Annotated in this window: 14 protein-coding genes; 6 read left to right on the top strand and 8 right to left on the bottom strand. The window is 71.8% G+C overall.

Going from position 1 to position 17,500, the window contains the following annotated elements; genetic code table 11:
• The first annotated feature begins 49 nt into the window (after window positions 1-49).
• Complete coding sequence (locus tag ACBR40_RS16420) at window positions 50-1,948, top strand: ABC transporter ATP-binding protein (RefSeq protein WP_371249265.1); 1,899 nt, start codon at window positions 50-52, stop codon at window positions 1,946-1,948.
• Between the two features lies 1 nt (window position 1,949).
• Here ACBR40_RS16420 and ACBR40_RS16415 read toward each other — a convergent pair whose 3' ends face one another.
• From ACBR40_RS16415 to ACBR40_RS16400, 4 genes are read right to left on the bottom strand one after another with little or no spacing between them, the layout of a single operon-like run.
• Window positions 1,950-3,164: an erythromycin esterase family protein gene (locus ACBR40_RS16415; protein WP_371249263.1), complete on the bottom strand. Its 1,215-nt coding sequence runs from the start codon at window positions 3,162-3,164 to the stop codon at window positions 1,950-1,952.
• A 9-nt stretch (window positions 3,165-3,173) separates the two neighbouring features.
• A complete protein-coding gene (locus tag ACBR40_RS16410; protein ID WP_371249261.1) occupies window positions 3,174-4,064 on the bottom strand; it encodes a carbohydrate ABC transporter permease in 891 nt (296 codons plus the stop codon).
• 1 nt (window position 4,065) lies between these two features.
• On the bottom strand, window positions 4,066-4,995 hold the full coding sequence (locus ACBR40_RS16405; RefSeq protein WP_344204529.1) for a sugar ABC transporter permease: 930 nt from the start codon (window positions 4,993-4,995) through the stop codon (window positions 4,066-4,068).
• On the bottom strand, window positions 4,992-6,344 hold the full coding sequence (locus tag ACBR40_RS16400) for an extracellular solute-binding protein (protein WP_344204528.1): 1,353 nt from the start codon (window positions 6,342-6,344) through the stop codon (window positions 4,992-4,994). Before ACBR40_RS16400 ends, ACBR40_RS16405 begins: the two co-directional genes overlap by 4 nt.
• 300 nt (window positions 6,345-6,644) lie before the next feature.
• Between ACBR40_RS16400 and ACBR40_RS16395 the strand changes: the two genes are divergently transcribed.
• From ACBR40_RS16395 to ACBR40_RS16385, 3 genes are read left to right on the top strand one after another with little or no spacing between them, the layout of a single operon-like run.
• Window positions 6,645-9,113, top strand: a complete 2,469-nt coding sequence (locus ACBR40_RS16395) for a glycoside hydrolase family 3 N-terminal domain-containing protein (protein WP_371249260.1) — start codon at window positions 6,645-6,647, stop codon at window positions 9,111-9,113.
• Window positions 9,097-10,128, top strand: a complete 1,032-nt coding sequence (locus ACBR40_RS16390; protein WP_344204525.1) for a substrate-binding domain-containing protein — start codon at window positions 9,097-9,099, stop codon at window positions 10,126-10,128. Before ACBR40_RS16395 ends, ACBR40_RS16390 begins: the two co-directional genes overlap by 17 nt.
• Before the next feature lie 26 nt (window positions 10,129-10,154).
• Entirely contained in the window at window positions 10,155-11,408 is a 1,254-nt protein-coding gene (locus ACBR40_RS16385) for a PP2C family protein-serine/threonine phosphatase (RefSeq protein ID WP_371249259.1), read from the top strand.
• Between the two features lie 6 nt (window positions 11,409-11,414).
• Here ACBR40_RS16385 and ACBR40_RS16380 read toward each other — a convergent pair whose 3' ends face one another.
• From ACBR40_RS16380 to ACBR40_RS16365, 4 genes are read right to left on the bottom strand one after another with little or no spacing between them, the layout of a single operon-like run.
• Window positions 11,415-12,260, bottom strand: coding sequence for a sugar phosphate isomerase/epimerase family protein (locus tag ACBR40_RS16380; protein ID WP_371249258.1), 846 nt, complete (start codon window positions 12,258-12,260; stop codon window positions 11,415-11,417).
• Between the two features lie 52 nt (window positions 12,261-12,312).
• Complete coding sequence (locus ACBR40_RS16375; protein WP_344204520.1) at window positions 12,313-13,146, bottom strand: carbohydrate ABC transporter permease; 834 nt, start codon at window positions 13,144-13,146, stop codon at window positions 12,313-12,315.
• A complete protein-coding gene (locus ACBR40_RS16370; RefSeq protein ID WP_344204518.1) occupies window positions 13,143-14,033 on the bottom strand; it encodes a sugar ABC transporter permease in 891 nt (296 codons plus the stop codon). Before ACBR40_RS16370 ends, ACBR40_RS16375 begins: the two co-directional genes overlap by 4 nt.
• 9 nt (window positions 14,034-14,042) lie before the next feature.
• Window positions 14,043-15,359: an ABC transporter substrate-binding protein gene (locus tag ACBR40_RS16365; protein WP_344204516.1), complete on the bottom strand. Its 1,317-nt coding sequence runs from the start codon at window positions 15,357-15,359 to the stop codon at window positions 14,043-14,045.
• 229 nt (window positions 15,360-15,588) lie between these two features.
• Here ACBR40_RS16365 and ACBR40_RS16360 point away from each other — a divergent pair, with 229 nt between their 5' ends.
• Together ACBR40_RS16360 and ACBR40_RS16355 are read left to right on the top strand one after the other, a co-directional pair.
• A complete protein-coding gene (locus tag ACBR40_RS16360; protein WP_344204513.1) occupies window positions 15,589-16,590 on the top strand; it encodes an SIS domain-containing protein in 1,002 nt (333 codons plus the stop codon).
• A 7-nt stretch (window positions 16,591-16,597) separates the two neighbouring features.
• On the top strand, window positions 16,598-17,476 hold the full coding sequence (locus tag ACBR40_RS16355) for a PfkB family carbohydrate kinase (RefSeq protein WP_371249257.1): 879 nt from the start codon (window positions 16,598-16,600) through the stop codon (window positions 17,474-17,476).
• Window positions 17,477-17,500: the final 24 nt, after the last annotated feature.

The raw sequence follows: 17,500 nt of genomic DNA, 5'->3' as shown, positions 1-17,500 counted from the left end.
GACCTTCGCCGGCGGCGAGTCCGCCGGTCCGGACGGGCACACTCACGTCATGCCCGAAGCTCCCCCCGAACCCAGCCCCCGGCCTGCGCCCGAGCCGGATCTCGAACTCGGCGAGATCACGCCCTCCACCTACTACGCCCACCACGACACCATGGCCGCGGTCGGCTTCCTGACCATGGCCAGGCGGCTGCCCTCGCTCATCGCCGAGGCGCTGCGCCTGGCCTGGTCCGCCAGCCCCCGCGACACCGTGTCCACCGTCTCGCTCAGCCTGCTCGGCGGGATCGTCACCGCGTTCGGGCTGCTGGCCACCACGGGCGCGCTCACCGCGCTGCTCAGCGAGGGCCCGACCCCGGACCGGGTGCTGGCCGCCCTGCCCAGCCTGGTCCTGGTCGGGGCGGCGGCCGTGGCCCGCGCGCTGCTGCAGGCGGGCGCCGGATGGGCCGAGGCGCGGCTCGGCCCGCAGCTCGAACGGGCCGCCGAGACGCGGCTGTACGGGCTGACCAGCAAGGTCGAGCTGATCGCCTACGACGATCCCGAGTTCCACGACGCGCTCGAACGCGCCGAGGGCTACGGCGTGAACACCGTCGGCGTCGTCGTCTCCTCCGCCGTCGACGTCGTCACCTCGCTCGTCGGCATCGCGGCGGCGGCCGGCGTGCTCGGCGTGCTGCACCCGGTGCTGCTGCCGCTGCTCCCGCTGGCCGTGCTGCCCGACGCCTGGGCCGCGATCCGCGCCGCCCGCCAGCGCTACACCACGGTCAACGGGCTCGTCCCGGCCCGCCGGCGCAAGTACATCATCAGCCGTCTGCTGGCCGACCGCGACTGCGCGGCCGAGGTCCGCGCCTTCACCATGCGCGCGTTCCTGCTGCGCGTCTACGACCGGGTGGCGCGGGCCGAGCAGGAGGAGATGCTCAAGCTGGTCAGGCGGCAGACCTTCACCCGGCTGGCCGGGCAGGCGCTCGGCGGCCTCGGCAGCGCCCTGGTCTACGTCGCGCTCGGCGTGCTGCTCGCGGTCGGGGCGATCCCGCTGGCCGTGGCGGGCACCGCGGTCCTCGCCATCCGGTCGGCCCAGGGCTCGCTGTCCAGCCTGCTGTTCACCACCAACACGCTGTACGAGCAGGGCCTCTACTTCACCGACTTCCTGCGCTTCTGCGCCGACGCGGAGGGCCGCCTGGTCCCGCCCCGCCCGCGACCGGCCCCTGAGGGCTTCGACCGCATCACCGCCGACGACCTGACCTTCACCTACCCCGGCGCGGAGGAGCCGGCGTTACGCGGGGTGTCCGTCGAGATCAAGCGGGGCGAGATCGTCGCGTTCGTCGGCGAGAACGGCTCGGGCAAGACCACCCTGTCCAAGATCCTCGCCGGCCTGTACGAGCCCGACACTGGGTCCGTCCACTGGGACGACATCGACCTGCGCGAGGTCGATCCGGAGGCCCTGCGCGCCCGCACCGCCGTCATCGCCCAGGACCACACCCGCTGGCCGCTCACCGCCCGCTACAACATCACGATGGGCACCGACAAGGGCGAGCGGGCCCTGCACTCGGCGGCGAGGGTGGCCGGGGCCGACGAGGTGATCGCCGGGCTGCCGCACGGCTACCGCACCCTGCTCGACCGCCGGTTCAAGGACGGCCACGAGCTGTCCGGCGGGCAGTGGCAGCGCATCGCCGTGGCCCGCGGCTTCCACCGCGACGCCGACCTGCTCATCTGCGACGAGCCCACCGCCGCGCTCGACGCCCGCGCCGAGCACGCGCTGTTCGAGCGCATCCGCGGCCACGCCGACGGCCGCACGGTGCTGCTCATCACCCACCGCCTGGCCAGCGTCCGCCTCGCCGACCGCATCTACGTGCTGGAGCACGGCAAGGTCGTCGAGCAGGGCGACCACGACGCGCTCATGGCCAGGGGCGGCCTCTACGCCGACCTCTACGGCCTCCAGGCCGCCGCCTACCGGTGAGCTACGGCAGCGGGGTGGAGGCGGTGGCGGTGTGGACGAAGGCCAGGCCGTCGAACTCCTCGCCAAGGACCACGGGCTTGAACGCCAGCGAGGCGGTGAGCCGGCCGGCGACCGCGCCGAACGACCGGAAGTGCGCGGTGGTCGCCAGCCACTCCGCCACGGCCGCCGGCCGCTCCCCGCCGCGCAGGTCCACGACGTGGTCGGCGGGGCAGGCGGCGGCCAGCCGCGTCTCCACGGCGAGCGGCGTCGTCGCGGGCGGCACCCGGAACGTCCGCGTCGGCAGCCGGTCCTCCGGCGGGGGAGCGCCGAACCGGAGGAAGCGGGGCCGGCGGCGCAGCCGGGACTTGGGGACGGCACGGAACTCGCCGGAGCCGAAGAGGGCGCCCAGGGCGTAGTAGGCCGCGCCGTGCGCGTCGGCGAGGTGGCGTCCCATGGTGGCGGCCCCGCCGATGCGGCCCTTGCCGATGTGGCCGTTGTGCGCCCACAGCACGACCTTCGCGCCGGGCTCGGCGAGCAGCAGGCTCGCGTTCCCGGCCATGTGGCGGTCGCGGGCCGCGCCCAGGGTCAGCTCGGGGTCGGTGTGCGTGAAGGGACGGCACGACAGCTCGGCGGCCTGACGGGCGACGCGGGCTGCCTCGCGGACCTCGTCGGGGCCCTCCGCCATCACGTGATCAGCCAGCCGCCGTGCCGCGGTCTCGACCTCGGGGCCCAGTGGCTCGTCCCGCCCCCACCGTGACCGGGCCAGCACCTCCAGGGGGCCGAGCAACTCGTCCGCCGCCTCTCCCAGGTGCTCGCGCAGGAGCCGCAGCGCCGCGTCCGGGTGCTGCGGATCGACGCCGACGAACCGTACGGGCCGCTCGGCGGTGCGGTTGTGCTCACGCAGCCACTCGACCACGGCCAGCATCTCGGCGGTGTCGAGCGTCCAGAAGCCCAGCCCGGCGACCACCTGTCCGGCGTCACCGCGGCCGGTGCGCACGTGGTCGTCCACGGCCCGGGCCGCCGCCGCGCTGGCCTCGATCGCGAGGGTGGTGAAGCCGAGCTCCCGCACCAGCAGCTCGGTCAGCCGCCGGCGCAGGGAGAAGAACTCGGCGCTGCCGTGCGTGGCCTCGCCCAGCCCGACCAGCCGCACCCCCTCCAGCGCGGCGCGGAACGGGGCCGGCTCGTCGAGCGGGACCGCCCGCCCGGCGAGCCATCGGGTGATCTCGTCGTGGGTCACGCGCCCAAGTTACTTGCTGAACCCCGCGGTCAGGCCCGCGAGGAGCTGGCGGCGGCCCAGCACGTACAGGACGAGGATGGGCAGCGTGGTCAGCACGACCGCGGCGAGCACCGCCGGCACGTTGATGCTGTACTGGCCCTGGAAGCTCGCCAAGGCCAGCGGCAGCGTGCGCTGCTCCGGGCTCTGCGTCAGGATCAGCGGCAGCAGGAAGCCGTTCCAGATGGCGAGCGCGTTGTAGATGGTCACCGTCACCACGGCAGGGCGGGTCAGCGGGAGCGCCAGGTGCCACAGCGTGCCCCACTCGCTGGCGCCGTCCAGCCGCATCGACTCGAACAGCTCCTTCGGCACGTCCCTGATGAAGTTCGACAGGACCAGCACCGACAGCGGGATCGCGAACGCGATCGACGGCAGGATGAGCGCCAGCAGCGTGTCGTACAGGTGCAGCCTGATGATGATCAGGTAGATCGGGATGACCGTGGCCTGGAGCGGGATGGCCAGCCCCATGAGGAACAGCGAGTTCGTGGAGCGCAGGAAACGGCTGCCGCCGCCGCGCACGATCGCGTACGCCGCCATGAACGAAACCGCGACCGCCGGCGCCACCGCCCCGATCGCCACCACCAGGCTGTTGACGAAGTAGCGGATGAAGCCCGACTCGACGACCATCTGGTAGTTGGCGAGGGTGGGCTCGGCCGGCGGCGCGAACGGGTTCTCGGCGTAGTAGTTGCTCTGCGACTTGAAGCTCGTGACGACGATCCAGTAGATCGGCACGATCACGACGAGCAGCCAGATCCAGCTGATCGCGCCGCCCAGCCAGTTGGGCCGCTCCCCGAGGCGGCGCCGGGGCGGGCGGGCGTGCTGGGCCGCGGTCCGCGACGGCTCCTTGGTCAGCGTCGTCGCCATGTCAGGCCCCTTCCAGCTGGCTGGCGTTCGCGTCCCGGCCGCCGAGCCGGCGCAGCAGGAGCGCCAGGACCAGGCCCACCAGAACCAGGATGCAGGCGATCGCACTGGCCGGGCCCATGAGGTTGGCCTGGAAGCCGCGCTTGTACATGTCGATGGCGAGGACCCGGGTGGCGTCGCCGGGACCGCCCGCGGTCAGCACGAAGATCAGGTCGAAGAACGTCAGCGAGCCGACGACCATGAGCGTCGAGGACGTGATGATCGTGTACTTGAGCTGCGGCAGCGTGATGCTGAAGAACTTGCGCACCCGGCCGGCGCCGTCCAGCTCGGCCGCCTCGTACATCGACCGGGGGATCTGGCGCACGCCGCCCTGGTAGATCAGCGAGTGGAACGGGATGAACTGCCACGACACCACGAAGATGATCACGCCCATCGCCAGGGCGGGCTCGCCGAGCCAGTCCTGCACCAGCAGGTCGATCTGCAGCCCGGCGCCGAGCCCGAAGTTGGGGTCGAGCAGCGCCTTGTAGGTGATCGCGATGGCCGCCGAGCTGAGCAGCAGCGGGATGAAGTACAGCACCGCGAGCACCGCGCGGTAGCGCTGCTGCCCGGCGAGGAACACGCCGATGAGGATGCTCGCGGGCGTCTGCACCAGCCACGACAGGGCCATCACCAGGAACGTCACCCAGAGCGCGTGCGGCAGCCCGGGGTCGGCCAGCACCGCCCGCCAGCTGTCGAAGCCCGTGACGTTGATGTCGCCGAGCCCGTCCCACGAGGTGAAGCTGAGCAGGAGCACCCCGATGAGCGGGATCACGCCGAAGCCGACGAAGAACACCAGGGCCGGGACCGCGAGCCAGGGGAGCGCCGAGGCCCCCCGGCCGCCGGACGAGGCGGCCGGGGGAACGTTCCGCCCGGACGGGAGGGGGATGACGCTCACTTGCCGATGACCGCGTTCATGTTCGAGGTGAACTGCTGCGGCGAGATCGACAGCTGGAACAGCTTGGCGATGTTGTCCAGCAGCACCTCGGCCGCCGTCGGGCTGAGCGCCTGGTCCCAGGACTGCGCGAAGGACTTGGCGTTGACCGCGATGCCGTAGACGAACTTGAGGAACTCCGCGTCCGGCGAGGAGGTGAACATCGAGTCGGCGCCCTTGACGATCGGCACCGCGCCGGTGCCCACCCACTCCTTGGCCGAGGCGTCGCTCATCAGCTCGGTGGCGAAGAACTTCTTGGCGATCTCCTTCTGCTCCGGCGTGGCCTTGGAGGAGATCGACATGTACTGGCCGGGGTTGCCGACCGTGTTGCCGGGGTCGCCCTTGCCGCCGTCGACCGGCGGGAAGTTCATGTAGCCGAGGTTGCCGCCCGAGACGAAGTCGCCGCCGTCGGTCTTCATGCTGCCGTACGTCCAGCCGCCGTGCAGCATCATCGCGGCCTTGCCGGTGTAGAGGAGGGCCTGGTCGGCGTTGGAGTCGGCGGTGATCGAGGAGAAGCCCTTGATGAAGCCGTTGGCCTTGATCAGCTCCTGCATCTTGGTCAGGGCGTCGAGGGCGGCGGGGTGCGACCAGGCGTCCTTCTCGCCGTCGAAGACGGCCTGGAAGACCTCGGGGCCGGCGATGCGGTCGAAGAGGAACTCCAGCCACATCATGTTCGTCCAGCGCGACTGGCCGCCCAGCGAGAACGGCGCGATGCCCTTGGCGTTGAACTTCGGCACCAGGTCCATGATGTCGCCCCACGTCTGGGGCGGCTGCGCGCCGATCTTCTCGAAGGCCCGCTTGTCGTAGTAGAGGACGATGGGCTGCATGGTCTCGCACGGCATCGCGTAGATCTTGCCGTCGATCGTGGCCGCGCCGAACGAGGAGGGGAAGAGCCGGTCCTTCAGCTGCTGGTTCTGCTCGAAGAACGGCGTGAGATCGTCGACCTGGCCGGCCTGCACGTAGCTGCGCAGCGTGCCGCCGCCCCAGCCCCAGATCAGCGTGGGGGCCTGGCCGGCGCCGATGGCGGTCTTGATCTTCGTCTTGAAAGCGTCGTTCTGGAAGGTCGTGCCCTCGATGGTGCCGTTGGGGTTCGCCTTGTTGAAGCGCTCCATGGTCCTGGTACGCACGCCCTCCTGCGGCTGCGTGGACAGGTACCAGTAGGTCGCGCTCTTGCCGCCCCCTCCGCCGCCGGTGCTGGCGGCGGTGCCGGGCTTGGTGGGCCCGGAACTGCCGCAGGCGGCCAGGGCTGCTCCCAGGGGAACGCCCATGGAGAGGCTGAGGAACGTGCGGCGGGAAGTTGTCCTGGTCTCCACGCTGATCTCCGTACTCGAACGCCGGGGGGTTGGGCGCGCGTCCCTTTGAACCAGGGATGCGAGGTGAGCTTGTCGAAACATTTGCGACATGCCGCGTGGCACGCCAATCTAGGTTTCGGCAATGTGCCTGTCAAGACCGCCGCGGTGCGATGCCTCCCTATTCGAACAGGGGTCGAGTAAAGTACGCTGACGCGGCGCTTAGCTGCTCATCTGGTGACGAGGAGGTCTCGCTCAGAGGTCGCTGACGGCGTCGAAACATTTCGAAAAACTAACGCTGATATTCGGCTTTAAGGAGCACCGATGACGGCCGTGGAGCGAACTCCCGAGGTGGGCGCGGGCCGCCCGTGGCAGGACCCCGCCCTTCCCCTTGCGGACCGGGTGGAGGCGCTCCTCGCGGAGCTGACCCTTGAGGAGAAGATCGGCCAGCTCGGCAGCCGGTGGATCGGCAACGACATGCAGGCCGAACAGGCGGCCGGTGTCGACCAGGTTGACGGCGTTGACGAGGTTGACGGCGTTGACGACACCGGCGATGACGCCGCGCTCAACGTGGCCCCCATGCAGGACGTGTTCGCCGCCTCCGGCACCGTCCCGTTCGCCGAGGCGATCCGGCACGGCCTCGGCCACCTGACCCGGGTGCACGGCAGCGCGCCCGTCACGCCCCAGGAGGGCGCCGCCGAGGTGATCAGGTTGCAGCGCCAGGTGATCGCGGCCTCGCGGCTCGGCATCCCGGCCATCGTGCACGAGGAATGCCTGACCGGGTTCACCGCGTACGGCGCGACCGTCTACCCGGCCGCCATCGCGTGGGGCGCGACGTTCGACCCGGAGCTCGTCGAGCGGATGGCGGCGGCGATCGGCCGCGACATGGCCGCGGTCGGCGTCCACCAGGGCCTGTCGCCGGTTCTCGACGTGGTGCGCGACTACCGGTGGGGGCGGGTCGAGGAGACGATGGGCGAGGACCCCTACCTCGTCTCCATGCTCGGCGCCGCCTACGTGCGCGGCCTGGAGAGCGCCGGCGTCATCGCCACGCTCAAGCACTTCGCCGGCTACTCGGCCTCCCGCGCGGCCCGCAACCACGGCCCGGTGCCGATGGGCCGGCGCGAGCTGATGGACATGATCCTGCCGCCGTTCGAGACCGCGATCGCGCTCGGCGGGGCCCGCTCGGTCATGAACTCCTACTCCGACGTGGACGGCGTGCCCGCCGGGGCCGACCCCTGGCTGCTCACCGAGGTGCTGCGCGAGGAGTGGGGCTTCACCGGCACCGTCGTCTCCGACTACTGGGCGGTCCCGTTCCTCGCCACCATGCATCAGGTGGCCGCGGACGCCGAGGAGGCCGGCGCGCTCGCCCTGGCCGCCGGCATCGACGTCGAGCTGCCCGACACCCTCGGTTTCAGCCAGCGGCTGGCCGAGCGGGTGCGCAGCGGCGAGCTGCCCGAGGAGCTGATCGACCGCGCCGCGCGCCGGCTGCTCACCCAGAAGGCGCAGCTCGGGCTGCTCGACGCCGGCTGGACGCCGGAGCTGTCCGTCGCCGGGGCCGGCACCGTGGATCTGGACGGGCCGGGCAACCGGGAGCTGGCCCGCGAGCTGGCCGAGCGCTCGATCGTGCTGCTCGACGCGGGCAGCGCGCTGCCCCTGCCGGCCGAGGACCGGGCCGCGCCGCGCCGGGTGGCGGTCGTCGGGCCGTGCGCCGACGAGCCGCGCACGTTCATGGGCTGCTACGCCTTCCCCAACCACGTGCTGCCCCGCCACCCCGGCGTCGGGCTCGGCGTCGAGGCCCCGAGCCTGCTCGACGCGCTGCGCGCCGAGCTGCCCGGCGCCGAGATCGTCCACGAGCGGGGCTGCGACGTGCAGGGCGGCGACCGCTCCGGCTTCGCCGCCGCGGCCGCCGCCGCCCGCGAGGCCGACCTGTGCGTGGTGGCCGTCGGCGACCTCGCCGGGCTGTTCGGGCACGGCACGTCGGGGGAGGGCTGCGACGCCGACGACCTGCGGCTGCCCGGCGTGCAGGAGGACCTGGTCACCGAGCTGGCCGCCACGGGGACGCCGGTCGTCGTGGTGGTCGTGTCCGGGCGGCCGTACGCGCTGGGCGAGGTGCACGCCGCCGCCGCCGGGCTCGTGCAGGCGTTCATGCCCGGCGAGGAGGGCGGCGCGGCCATCGCCGGCGTGCTGTCCGGACGGGTCCAGCCGTCGGGCCGGCTGCCGGTGCAGATCCCGCGCGGGCACGGCGGCCAGCCGGGCACCTACCTGCAGCCGCCGCTCGGCGCCGACAGCCACGGCATCAGCAACCTCGACCCGACCCCGCTGTTCCCCTTCGGCCACGGCGCCTCCTACACCGCCTTCGCCCTCGACGACCTGCGGATCAGCGACGCAGAGGTGCCGACGGACGGCGAGTTCACGGTGGGCGTGCGGGTGCGCAACACCGGCGGGCGGGCCGGCGACGAGCTCGTCCAGCTCTACCTGCACGACGTCCTCGCCCAGGTCACCCGGCCGGTACGCCAGCTCGCCGGGTTCGCCAGGGTCCGGCTGGAGCCCGACGCGGCGGCCCGCGTCACCTTCCGCGTGCACGCCGACCGCACCGCCTTCACCGGACGTGATCTGAGGCGCATCGTGGAGCCAGGGGACATCGAGGTGCTCGTCGGCACGTCCGCCGCCGACCTGCCGTGCCGCGGCGTGGTCCGGCTGACCGGCCCCGTACGGGCCGTCGGCCACGACCGCCGCCTCGACACGCCCTTCTCCGTGGACGTTCAGGAGGGAATCGATGCCGGCCACTCCTAGGCGCGCCACCCTCGCCACGGTCGCGGCCTCGGCCGGGGTGTCGGTGGCGACCGTGTCCAAGGTGCTCAACGGGCGCAGCGACGTCGCCCCGGCGACCCGCTCGCTGGTCGAGTCGCTGCTGCGCCAGCACGACTACGTGTCGCCGTCGCCGCGCCGGGGCGAGAGCGCCGGGACGGACACGGTCGAGGTGCAGTTCGACTCCTACATCAACGCGTACTCGACCGAGCTCATCCAGGGCCTGATCAACGCGGGGGCCGAGCTGGGCGTCGGGGTCGTGGTCAGCCTCAGGCGGGACGCGGCCCGCCCCGGCCCCTGGGCGCGCGAGCTGGCCGCCGCCGGGCGGCGGGCGCTCATCGCGGTCACCAGCGAGCTGACCAGCGGGCAGCTCACCGCGCTGGCGCGGGCGCGGGTGCCGCTGGTCGTCATCGACCCGCTCAACCTGCCGCGCACCCGCGTGACCAGCGTCGGCTCGACCAACTTCGCGGGCGGGCTGGCCGCCACCCAGCACCTGCTCGGGCTCGGGCACCGGCGCATCGCCTACATCGGCGGCCCGGCCACCGCGGCCTGCAACCAGGCGCGGCTGCACGGCTACCGGGCGGCGCTGGAGGCCGAGGGCGTCGTGCTGCCGCCCTGCTACACGCACTTCGGCCACTTCCGCTACCAGGACGGGCTGACGTACGGCGCCACCGTGCTCGACCTGCCCGAGCCCCCCACGGCGATCTTCGTCGGCTGCGACGAGACCGCGCTCGGCGTCATGGAGGCGGCCCGCGCGCGCGGGCTGCGCGTCCCCGAGGACCTCAGCATCGTGGGCTTCGACGACACCCAGATCGCCCGGATGGCCTCGCCGCCGCTCACCACCGTCCGCCAGCCGCTGCGCGAGATGGGCAGCGTCGCGCTGCGCACCGCGCTGCGCCTGGCGGCCGGCGAGCCCATCGACTCCCATCACGTCGAGCTCGCCACCGAGCTGATCGTGCGCGGCTCGACGGCGGAGGTGACCTGCGCACGTCAGGGCTGAGAGACGCCCCGCCCGGGTAGGACCCGGTGATCGGGGGGTGGGGCGTCATGCGGGCCGGCGACGAGGTCTGTGAGGGGATGCTCGGCGCGCTGCTGCGCGTCGGCCCGCCCGCCTCGCTGGAGGACCTGCCCGAGCTCGTCACCGAGCACGCCGGCCGCGCCGGGCTCGCCCACCCCATGCTGTACGTCGCCGACCTCCAGCAGCAGTTCCTGCTCCCGCTGCCGGGCCAGCGCGACGAGACCGGCGCCCCGCTCCACCGCATCCCCATCGACACGACCATCCCCGGCCTGGCCTTCCGCACAATGGAGCCGATGCAGGCCCGCACCGCCGTGGCCGCGGGCGAGCCCGCCGAGCTCTTCACCGGGGAGGGGCCGCGCCGGCTGTGGGCGCCGCTGCACAGCGGCACCGAACGCCTCGGCGTGATCGGCGTGATCGTGCCGCACGCCGACGGGGACGTCCTGACGCGCCTCACCCGGCTGGCCGGCCTGGTCACCCTGCTGGTGCAGAGCAAGCGCGCGTTCAGCGACGGCTACGCCCAGCTCGTCCGCACCCGTCCGATGGCCCTGTCCGCCGAGGTGCTGTGGAACCTGATGCCCGGCGCGACCTTCGCCAACGACCGGGTGGTGGTCACCGCGGCGCTGGAGCCCGCGTACGAGGTGGGCGGCGACGCCTTCGACTTCGCGCTCAACGGCGACGTGCTCCGGCTGTCGATCTTCGACGCGATGGGCCACGACACCTCGGCCGGGCTGACCGCCACCATCGCGGTCGGCTGCTGGCGCAAGCACCGCCGCGAGGGCGCCGACGTGGTGGCCGCGGGGGAGGCCGTGGACGACGCCATCGCCCGGCAGTTCGGCACCACCCGCTTCGCGACCGGAATCCTCGCCGACCTGGACACGCGGACGGGCCGGCTGGTGTGGGCCAACCGGGGGCATCCCCCGCCGGTGGTGCTGCGCAGGGGCCAGCTCGTCGCCACCCTCGACGCCGCGTTCGGCGCCCCGATGGGGCTCGACCTGGGCCTGCCCACCGAGCCCGGCCGCTACCACCTCGAACCGGGCGACCGGCTGCTCCTCTACACCGACGGCGTCATCGAGGCCCAGGACCCGCAGGGGGAGCTGTTCGGGCTGGAACGGTTCATCGACTTCGTCATCAAGCGCGAGGCCGACGGCGTGTCCGCGCCCGAGACCCTGCGCCGCCTGATCAACACGATCCTCGACCACCAGCGCGGCTGGCTCCAGGACGACGCGACGGTCCTGCTGGTCGAGTGGCGCCCCCCGTCCTGACCGCCGTTACGCGGCCTCGCCAGGCACGTGCGCGCGGACGGCCGCGAGGCACCGCTCCACGGCCGGGCGGGGGTCGAAGGCATACGTGCCCGGCCCGAACAGCTCGAACGTCAGATGCCCCGCGTACCCGCGCCGGTCCAGCGCCTCCAGGTAGTCCGCCAGCGGCAGCTCCCCCTCGCCCCACGCCAGGTGGCCGGTGGGCCGCCCGTCGATGAGGTGCACGTGCCTGACCCGGTCGCCGAGCGCGTCGAAGTAGCCGTCCACGGTGTCGCCGGCGGCGGCCATGGCGACGGTGTCGAGCACCGCACCCAGGTTGGGCGCGCCGACCTCGCCGATCATCCTGGCCAGCCCGGCGGCGTCGTTCACCAGGTTCGACTCCACCCGTTGCAGCGCCTCCAGCACGCACGTGACGCCGAGCGTCGCGGCGTGGGCGGCGATCTCGCCGATCGCGTCGGCCGAGCGCCGCCAGGCGTCCGCCACCGGCTCGTCCTCGAAGCCGCGCCCCGGCGTGAGCAGCAGCAGCTCCGCGCCGAGCTCGGCGGCCAGCTCGGCGGCGCGGCGGAACATCGCGATGCTCTCCTGCCGCAGCCACGCCTCCGGCGAGGCCACGTTGACCGGGTACATCACCTGCTCGGGCGTCAGGCAGCGGACGGCCATCCCGCGGGATTCGGCCGCGCGGCGCACCGCCCGCGCCTCGGCGTCGCTCATCCGCGGCACGTGGAGCTGCGGCGCGATGCCCCACAGCTCCAGGCTCTCGCGGCCGAGCGCGGCGGCGTCGTCGAGGAAGCGCTCGAAGGGCAGATGCTGGTAGGAGAAGTTCGAGCCGGTGAACCGGGCGAGCGACAGTGCCATGAGGACAGACTCCCTTACTTGCCGACCCTACTTGCCGACCCCGTCGGCGAGCTTATTTGCCGACTCCGTCGGCGAGACCCTTGACGATGTAGCGCTGCCCGAACAGGAACAGCAGCACGACCGGCAGCGCCGCGATCACCATCCCGGCGAACACCACCGGGTACTCGGTGCCGTGCTTGCTCATCAGGCTGGTCAGCCCGACCGGCAGCGTCTGCACGCCGGTCCCGCTGGTGAAGACCATCGCGAACAGGTACTCGTTCCAGGTGAACAGGATGTGCAGCAGCACCGTGGAGACGAGGATCGGCTTGCACATGGGCAGCGTGATCCGCCAGAAGCAGGTCCAGCGGCCCGCGCCGTCCATCGACGCCGCCTCGTCCACCTCGCGCGGCAGGTCGATCATGTACGCCCTGATGAGGAACGTCGTGAACGGCACCCGGAAGGCGGTGTAGAGGATGAGCAGCGCCCAGAAGGTGTTGTACAGCCCCATCGCCTGGAACATCTTGACCAGCGGCACCAGCGCCACGGTCGGCGCGAGCATGAGCCCGCCCAGGATGATCCCGGTCAGCCCCTTCCCGAACGGCAGGTCGACCCGGGTCAGCCCGTACGCCGCCCACGCACTGACGAGCACGGTCACGACGGTCGAGGTGACCGTGACCAGCACGCTGGTGCTGAGATAGCCGCTGACGCCCCGGTTCCACGCCTTGGCGTAGTTGTCGAAGCTCCAGTCCAGCGGCAGTGCGAACGGGTCGCCGAACAGCTCGGCGTTCGTCTTGAACCCGTTGAGCGTCATCCACAGCAGCGGGTAGAGCACCACCACCGCGAGGGCCAGCAGGAACGCCCACACGAACACGCGGGCGACCGCGCCGAGGAAGCTCAGCCGCGTCACCACTCCACCCTTCCCCTGCGCGAGGCCCTGAGCTGGGCGATCGCGATGCCGAGCGTGATCACGAACAGCACGGTCGCGATCGCGGCGGCGTAGCCGAAGTTGTTGCGGACGAAGCCGCTGCGGTACAGCCACGTGCCCAGCACCTGCGTGGAGTTGTTGGGCCCGCCGGCCGTCATCACCATCACCTCGTTGAACACCTGGAACGCGCCCGAGACGGTGAGGATGGTCATGATCCCGGTCATCTCGCGCACCAGCGGCAGCGTGACGTGCACGAAGCGGCCGATGGGGCCGACGCCGTCGATGGCGGCGGCGCCGTAGATCTGCGACGGGATGCGCTGGATCGCGACCGCGAACAACAGCGTCGAGTAGCCGAAGCCCTGCCACTGGCTCATCGCGATGATCGCCGCCATCGCGGTGCTCTCCTGGCCCAGCCACGCCTGGGCCAGCTCGGGCAGGCCGACGGCCTTGAGCGCGTGGTTGAGCGGGCCCAGGTTCGGCTCGTAGATGAAGTAGAACAGCAGGCCCGCGACGGTCATCGAGATCGCGGACGGCACGAAGTAGATCGCCCGCAGCGCCCGCTGCCAGCGCTGGCTGCGCACGCTCTCGACGAGCGCCGCCAGCAGCAGCGCGCCGAACACCTGGAACACGATGGAGATCACCGCGTACAGGACGTTGTTGCCGAGCGAGGACCAGAAGACCGGGTCGTCGACGAGCCGGACGTAGTTGTCCAGGCCGACGTACTCCTGGCTTCCGCTGTAGATGTCCCACTTGAGGGTGCTGAACTGGAGGTTCTGCACGAGCGGCAGGTAGACGAAAACGCCGACCAGCACGAGGGCGGGGACGACCCACGCGAGCCCGAGCGTCCTTTGCAACAGGTTGGCGCGCAACTGAGGCTCCTACTTGGCGGACTCGGAGGCCTGGCGCACGCTTTCGAGCACCTTGTCGGCCGTCATGCCGCCGCTGACCATGGCCTCGCCGCCGGCCAGCCAGGCGTCGGCGACCTCGGGCACGGTGACGGTGTCGAGCCAGATGGCCAGCTTGGGCGCCTTGTTGACGAGCTGGATGCCCTCGTAGACGGCCTTGCTGGAGGTCTCGGGCGTGACCGCGCCGACGACCGTGCTCGGCTGCCCGTACGGCGGCGCCGACAGCGTCTTGGCGTTCTCCAGTTCGGTCACGAACTTCATGAAGTCGACCGCGAGCGCCACCCGGGGCGACTTGGCGTTGATGAGGTAGCCCTCCGGCGAGCCTTCGAGCACGCCGGGGTCGCCGGCCGCGTTCGCCGGGACGGGGAGCTGGAAGATGCCGAAGTCGTCCGGCTTGACCTTGCCCGAGGTGGCGTTGTCGAACTCCAGGATCTCCTGGTAGTACATGGCGGCCTTGCCGCCCGCGAACGCCTCCTGCGCGGAGGTGTAGAGCACGCCGTTGGTGCCGCTCTTGGTGTCGGTGCACTCCTCGACCAGCGTCTTGAACTGGTTGAGCGCGGTGACGTAGCCGGGGTCGGCGAGCTTGGCGGTCTCGGGCGCGAAGTCGGCCTCCAGCGTGGCCTGGGGCACGTTGTAGGCGAAGAGCTGCTGGAGGTAGTGGAGCGCGGGCCAGCCGTCCTTGTTGCCGAAGGCGACGGGCTCGTAGCCGGCCTTGCGCAGCGGCCCGCAGGCGGCGATGAGCTCCTCGAACGTCTTGGGCACCTCGACGCCGGCCTTGGCGAAGGCGGCCTTGCTGTAGCCCATGAACTTGCCGTTGCCGTACAGCGGGATGCCGTAGTACTTGCCGTCGCGGGCGAAGGCGTCCAGCGAGCCGGGGCTGAAGGTCTTGCCCCACTCGGTGCTCGGGCCGATCACGCCGGTGAGGTCGGCCGCGCGGCCGCCGCGGATGTAGTTGTCGGCCCAGTTGCCGGTCCAGGTGAAGTAGATGTCCGGCAGCGCGTCGGAGGCGGTGAGCGTCTTGAGCTTGTCCTTGACGCTCTGGTCGGTCTCCTGGATGAGCTCGATCTTCACCTGCGGGTGCCGCTTGTTGTACTCGGCCGCGAGGTTCTCGAAATAGGGGCCGGTCGGGTCGCCGGCGAACTTCGTGAGAACGCTCAGGGTGCCGGAGAACTCCGGCGTGGCGGCGGCGTCTGCCGCGGGTGCCGCCTCCGGCTGCCCGCCGGAGCAGGCGGCCAGCGCGAGTGTGGTCCCGAGGAGTGCCGCGAACGTCGAGAGTGCGCGAGGGCGCATGGGCTTCCTTTCTCCCGCCTTGGTGTTGGCCGACCTTACCGGCGCTCTGATACCGGTACCAGACCCAGTGGCGAAGATCTTTTCTTCGTTGCTCCGCCGTGACCTTTTCCTCCCAGCAAAGTCCCAGCTAAAAGCAGCCGGACTCGACTCACGGGTTGACGCGGCGCGGAACGCTGTGCCAACGTGGCCCCGCCTGATACCGGTATCAGAGTCGCGAAAGGACACCCTCATGCTCGGATTCAACGAGCCGGAATTCCTCGCCCAGTCGGCGAGCGCCGTGGCCCTCCGGCCCCAGATCGAGGAGCTGGTGGACCGGCTCGTGGACCAGGGCTTCGACACCCTGCTCCTCGTCGGCGCGGGCGGCACGTACGCGCAGATGTGGCCCTACGAGCACCTGGCCCGCCGCTCCTCCACGCTCGACGTGCGGGCCGTCATCGCCGCCGAGCTGATCGTCTCCGGCGACGCGCGGCTCGGCGAGCGCACGGTCGCCGTGTTCACCTCGGTCTCCGGCACGACCGACGACAGCGTCCGGGCCATCGACTACTGCCGGTCCAAGGGGGCGTACACGATCTCCTTCACCGGCCACCCCGACTCCCCGGTGGCGACGAAGGCGGACATCGCCCTGGTCTCGCAGCCGAAGACCTGGCCGTTCGACTTCCAGCTGCTGCTCTTCATGACCCGCCTGCTGGCCCGCCGGGGCGAGTTCGACGGCTACGAGCGCTTCGCCACGGAGCTGGCCGGCATCCCCGAGATCCTCGTCGAGGTCGCCCGGCAGGCCGAGCCCGTGGCCTCCGCCTTCGCCGAGGACCACAAGGACGCCGACTACCACTTCCTCATCGGCGGCGGGAACCTGTGGGGCTTCACGTACCTCTACTCGATGTGCATCCTCGAGGAGATGCAGTGGCTGCGCACCACCCGCGTGCACAGCGCCGAGTTCTTCCACGGCTCGCTGGAGCTGCTGGAAGAGGACACCAGCGTGATCATCTTCCAGGGCGAGGACGAGACCAGGCCGCTCACCGACCGCGCCGAGGCGTTCGCCCGCCGCGTCTCCAAGGACGTCACGGTCTTCGACACCCGCGACTACCCGCTGACCGGCATCAGCCCCGAGTTCCGCGGCCTGCTCGCGCCGCTCGTGCTCGATACCGTCATGAGCCGGGTCAGCAAGCACCTGGAGCGCGTCCGCGACCACTCCCTCGACCTGCGCCGCTACTACCGCGTCATGGACTACTGAGGCGACCATGAGAGTGCTGGGCTTCGGCGACAACATCGTCGACCGATTCGTCGACCGGGGGGTCGACTACCCGGGCGGCAACAGCGTCAACGTCGCCGTGTACGCCCGGCGTCTCGGCGCCGACTCCGCCTACCTGGGCGTCTTCGGCGACGACGACCTCGGGACCTTCCTCGGCGGCGCCATCGCCGCCGAGGGGGTGGACGCCGGCCGCTGCGTCGTCCGGCGGGGCGAGAGCGGCGTGTCCCACCTGCGGGTGGACGACGGGGAGCGGATCTTCCTCGGCTGGAACGGCGGCGGCGTCACCGTGCGCGAGCCTCTCGCGCTCGACGACGCCCTGCTCGGCTACGTCGCCGGCTTCGACCTCGTGCATTCGAGCGTCTACAGCCGCAGCGAGCCCGAGCTGCCCAAGCTGGCCGCGCTCGGCGGCCCGCTGGTCAGCTTCGACCTGTCCAGCGAGGAGGAATACCGCGACCCCGCCTACCTCGACCGGGTCTGCCCGCACGCCGACCTCGTGCTGCTGTCCTGCTCCCACCTCAGCCCGGCGGCCACGGAGGAACTGCTGGCCGAGGCGGTGCGCAGGGGGGCCGGGCTCGCGCTCGGCACCCGCGGGGTGGACGGCGCGATGGCCGCCGACGGGCGGGTGACCGTCTCCGGCCCGGCCCGGCTGGTGGACGACGGCGCCCTCGTGGACACGATGGGGTGCGGCGACGCCTTCCTCGCCGGGTTCGCGGTGTCGCTGCTGCGCGGCGGCTGGGCCAGGGGCGCGCGGCCCGCGCCCGGCCTGATCGAGCGGGCGCTGGAGGACGGCGCGCTGGCCGCCTACGACCAGTGCTTCGTCGAGGGCGCCTTCGGCCACGGCCGGCCGAGCCCCGTGGCTAGCATGTGACGGGCTGATCAGGAACGAGGGACG

Source organism: Nonomuraea sp. AD125B (assembly GCF_041402765.1).
Lineage (GTDB): Bacteria > Actinomycetota > Actinomycetes > Streptosporangiales > Streptosporangiaceae > Nonomuraea > Nonomuraea bangladeshensis.
The sequence above is the reverse complement of the archived record's forward strand: the minus strand, read 5'-3'. Positions and strand labels throughout refer to the sequence as shown.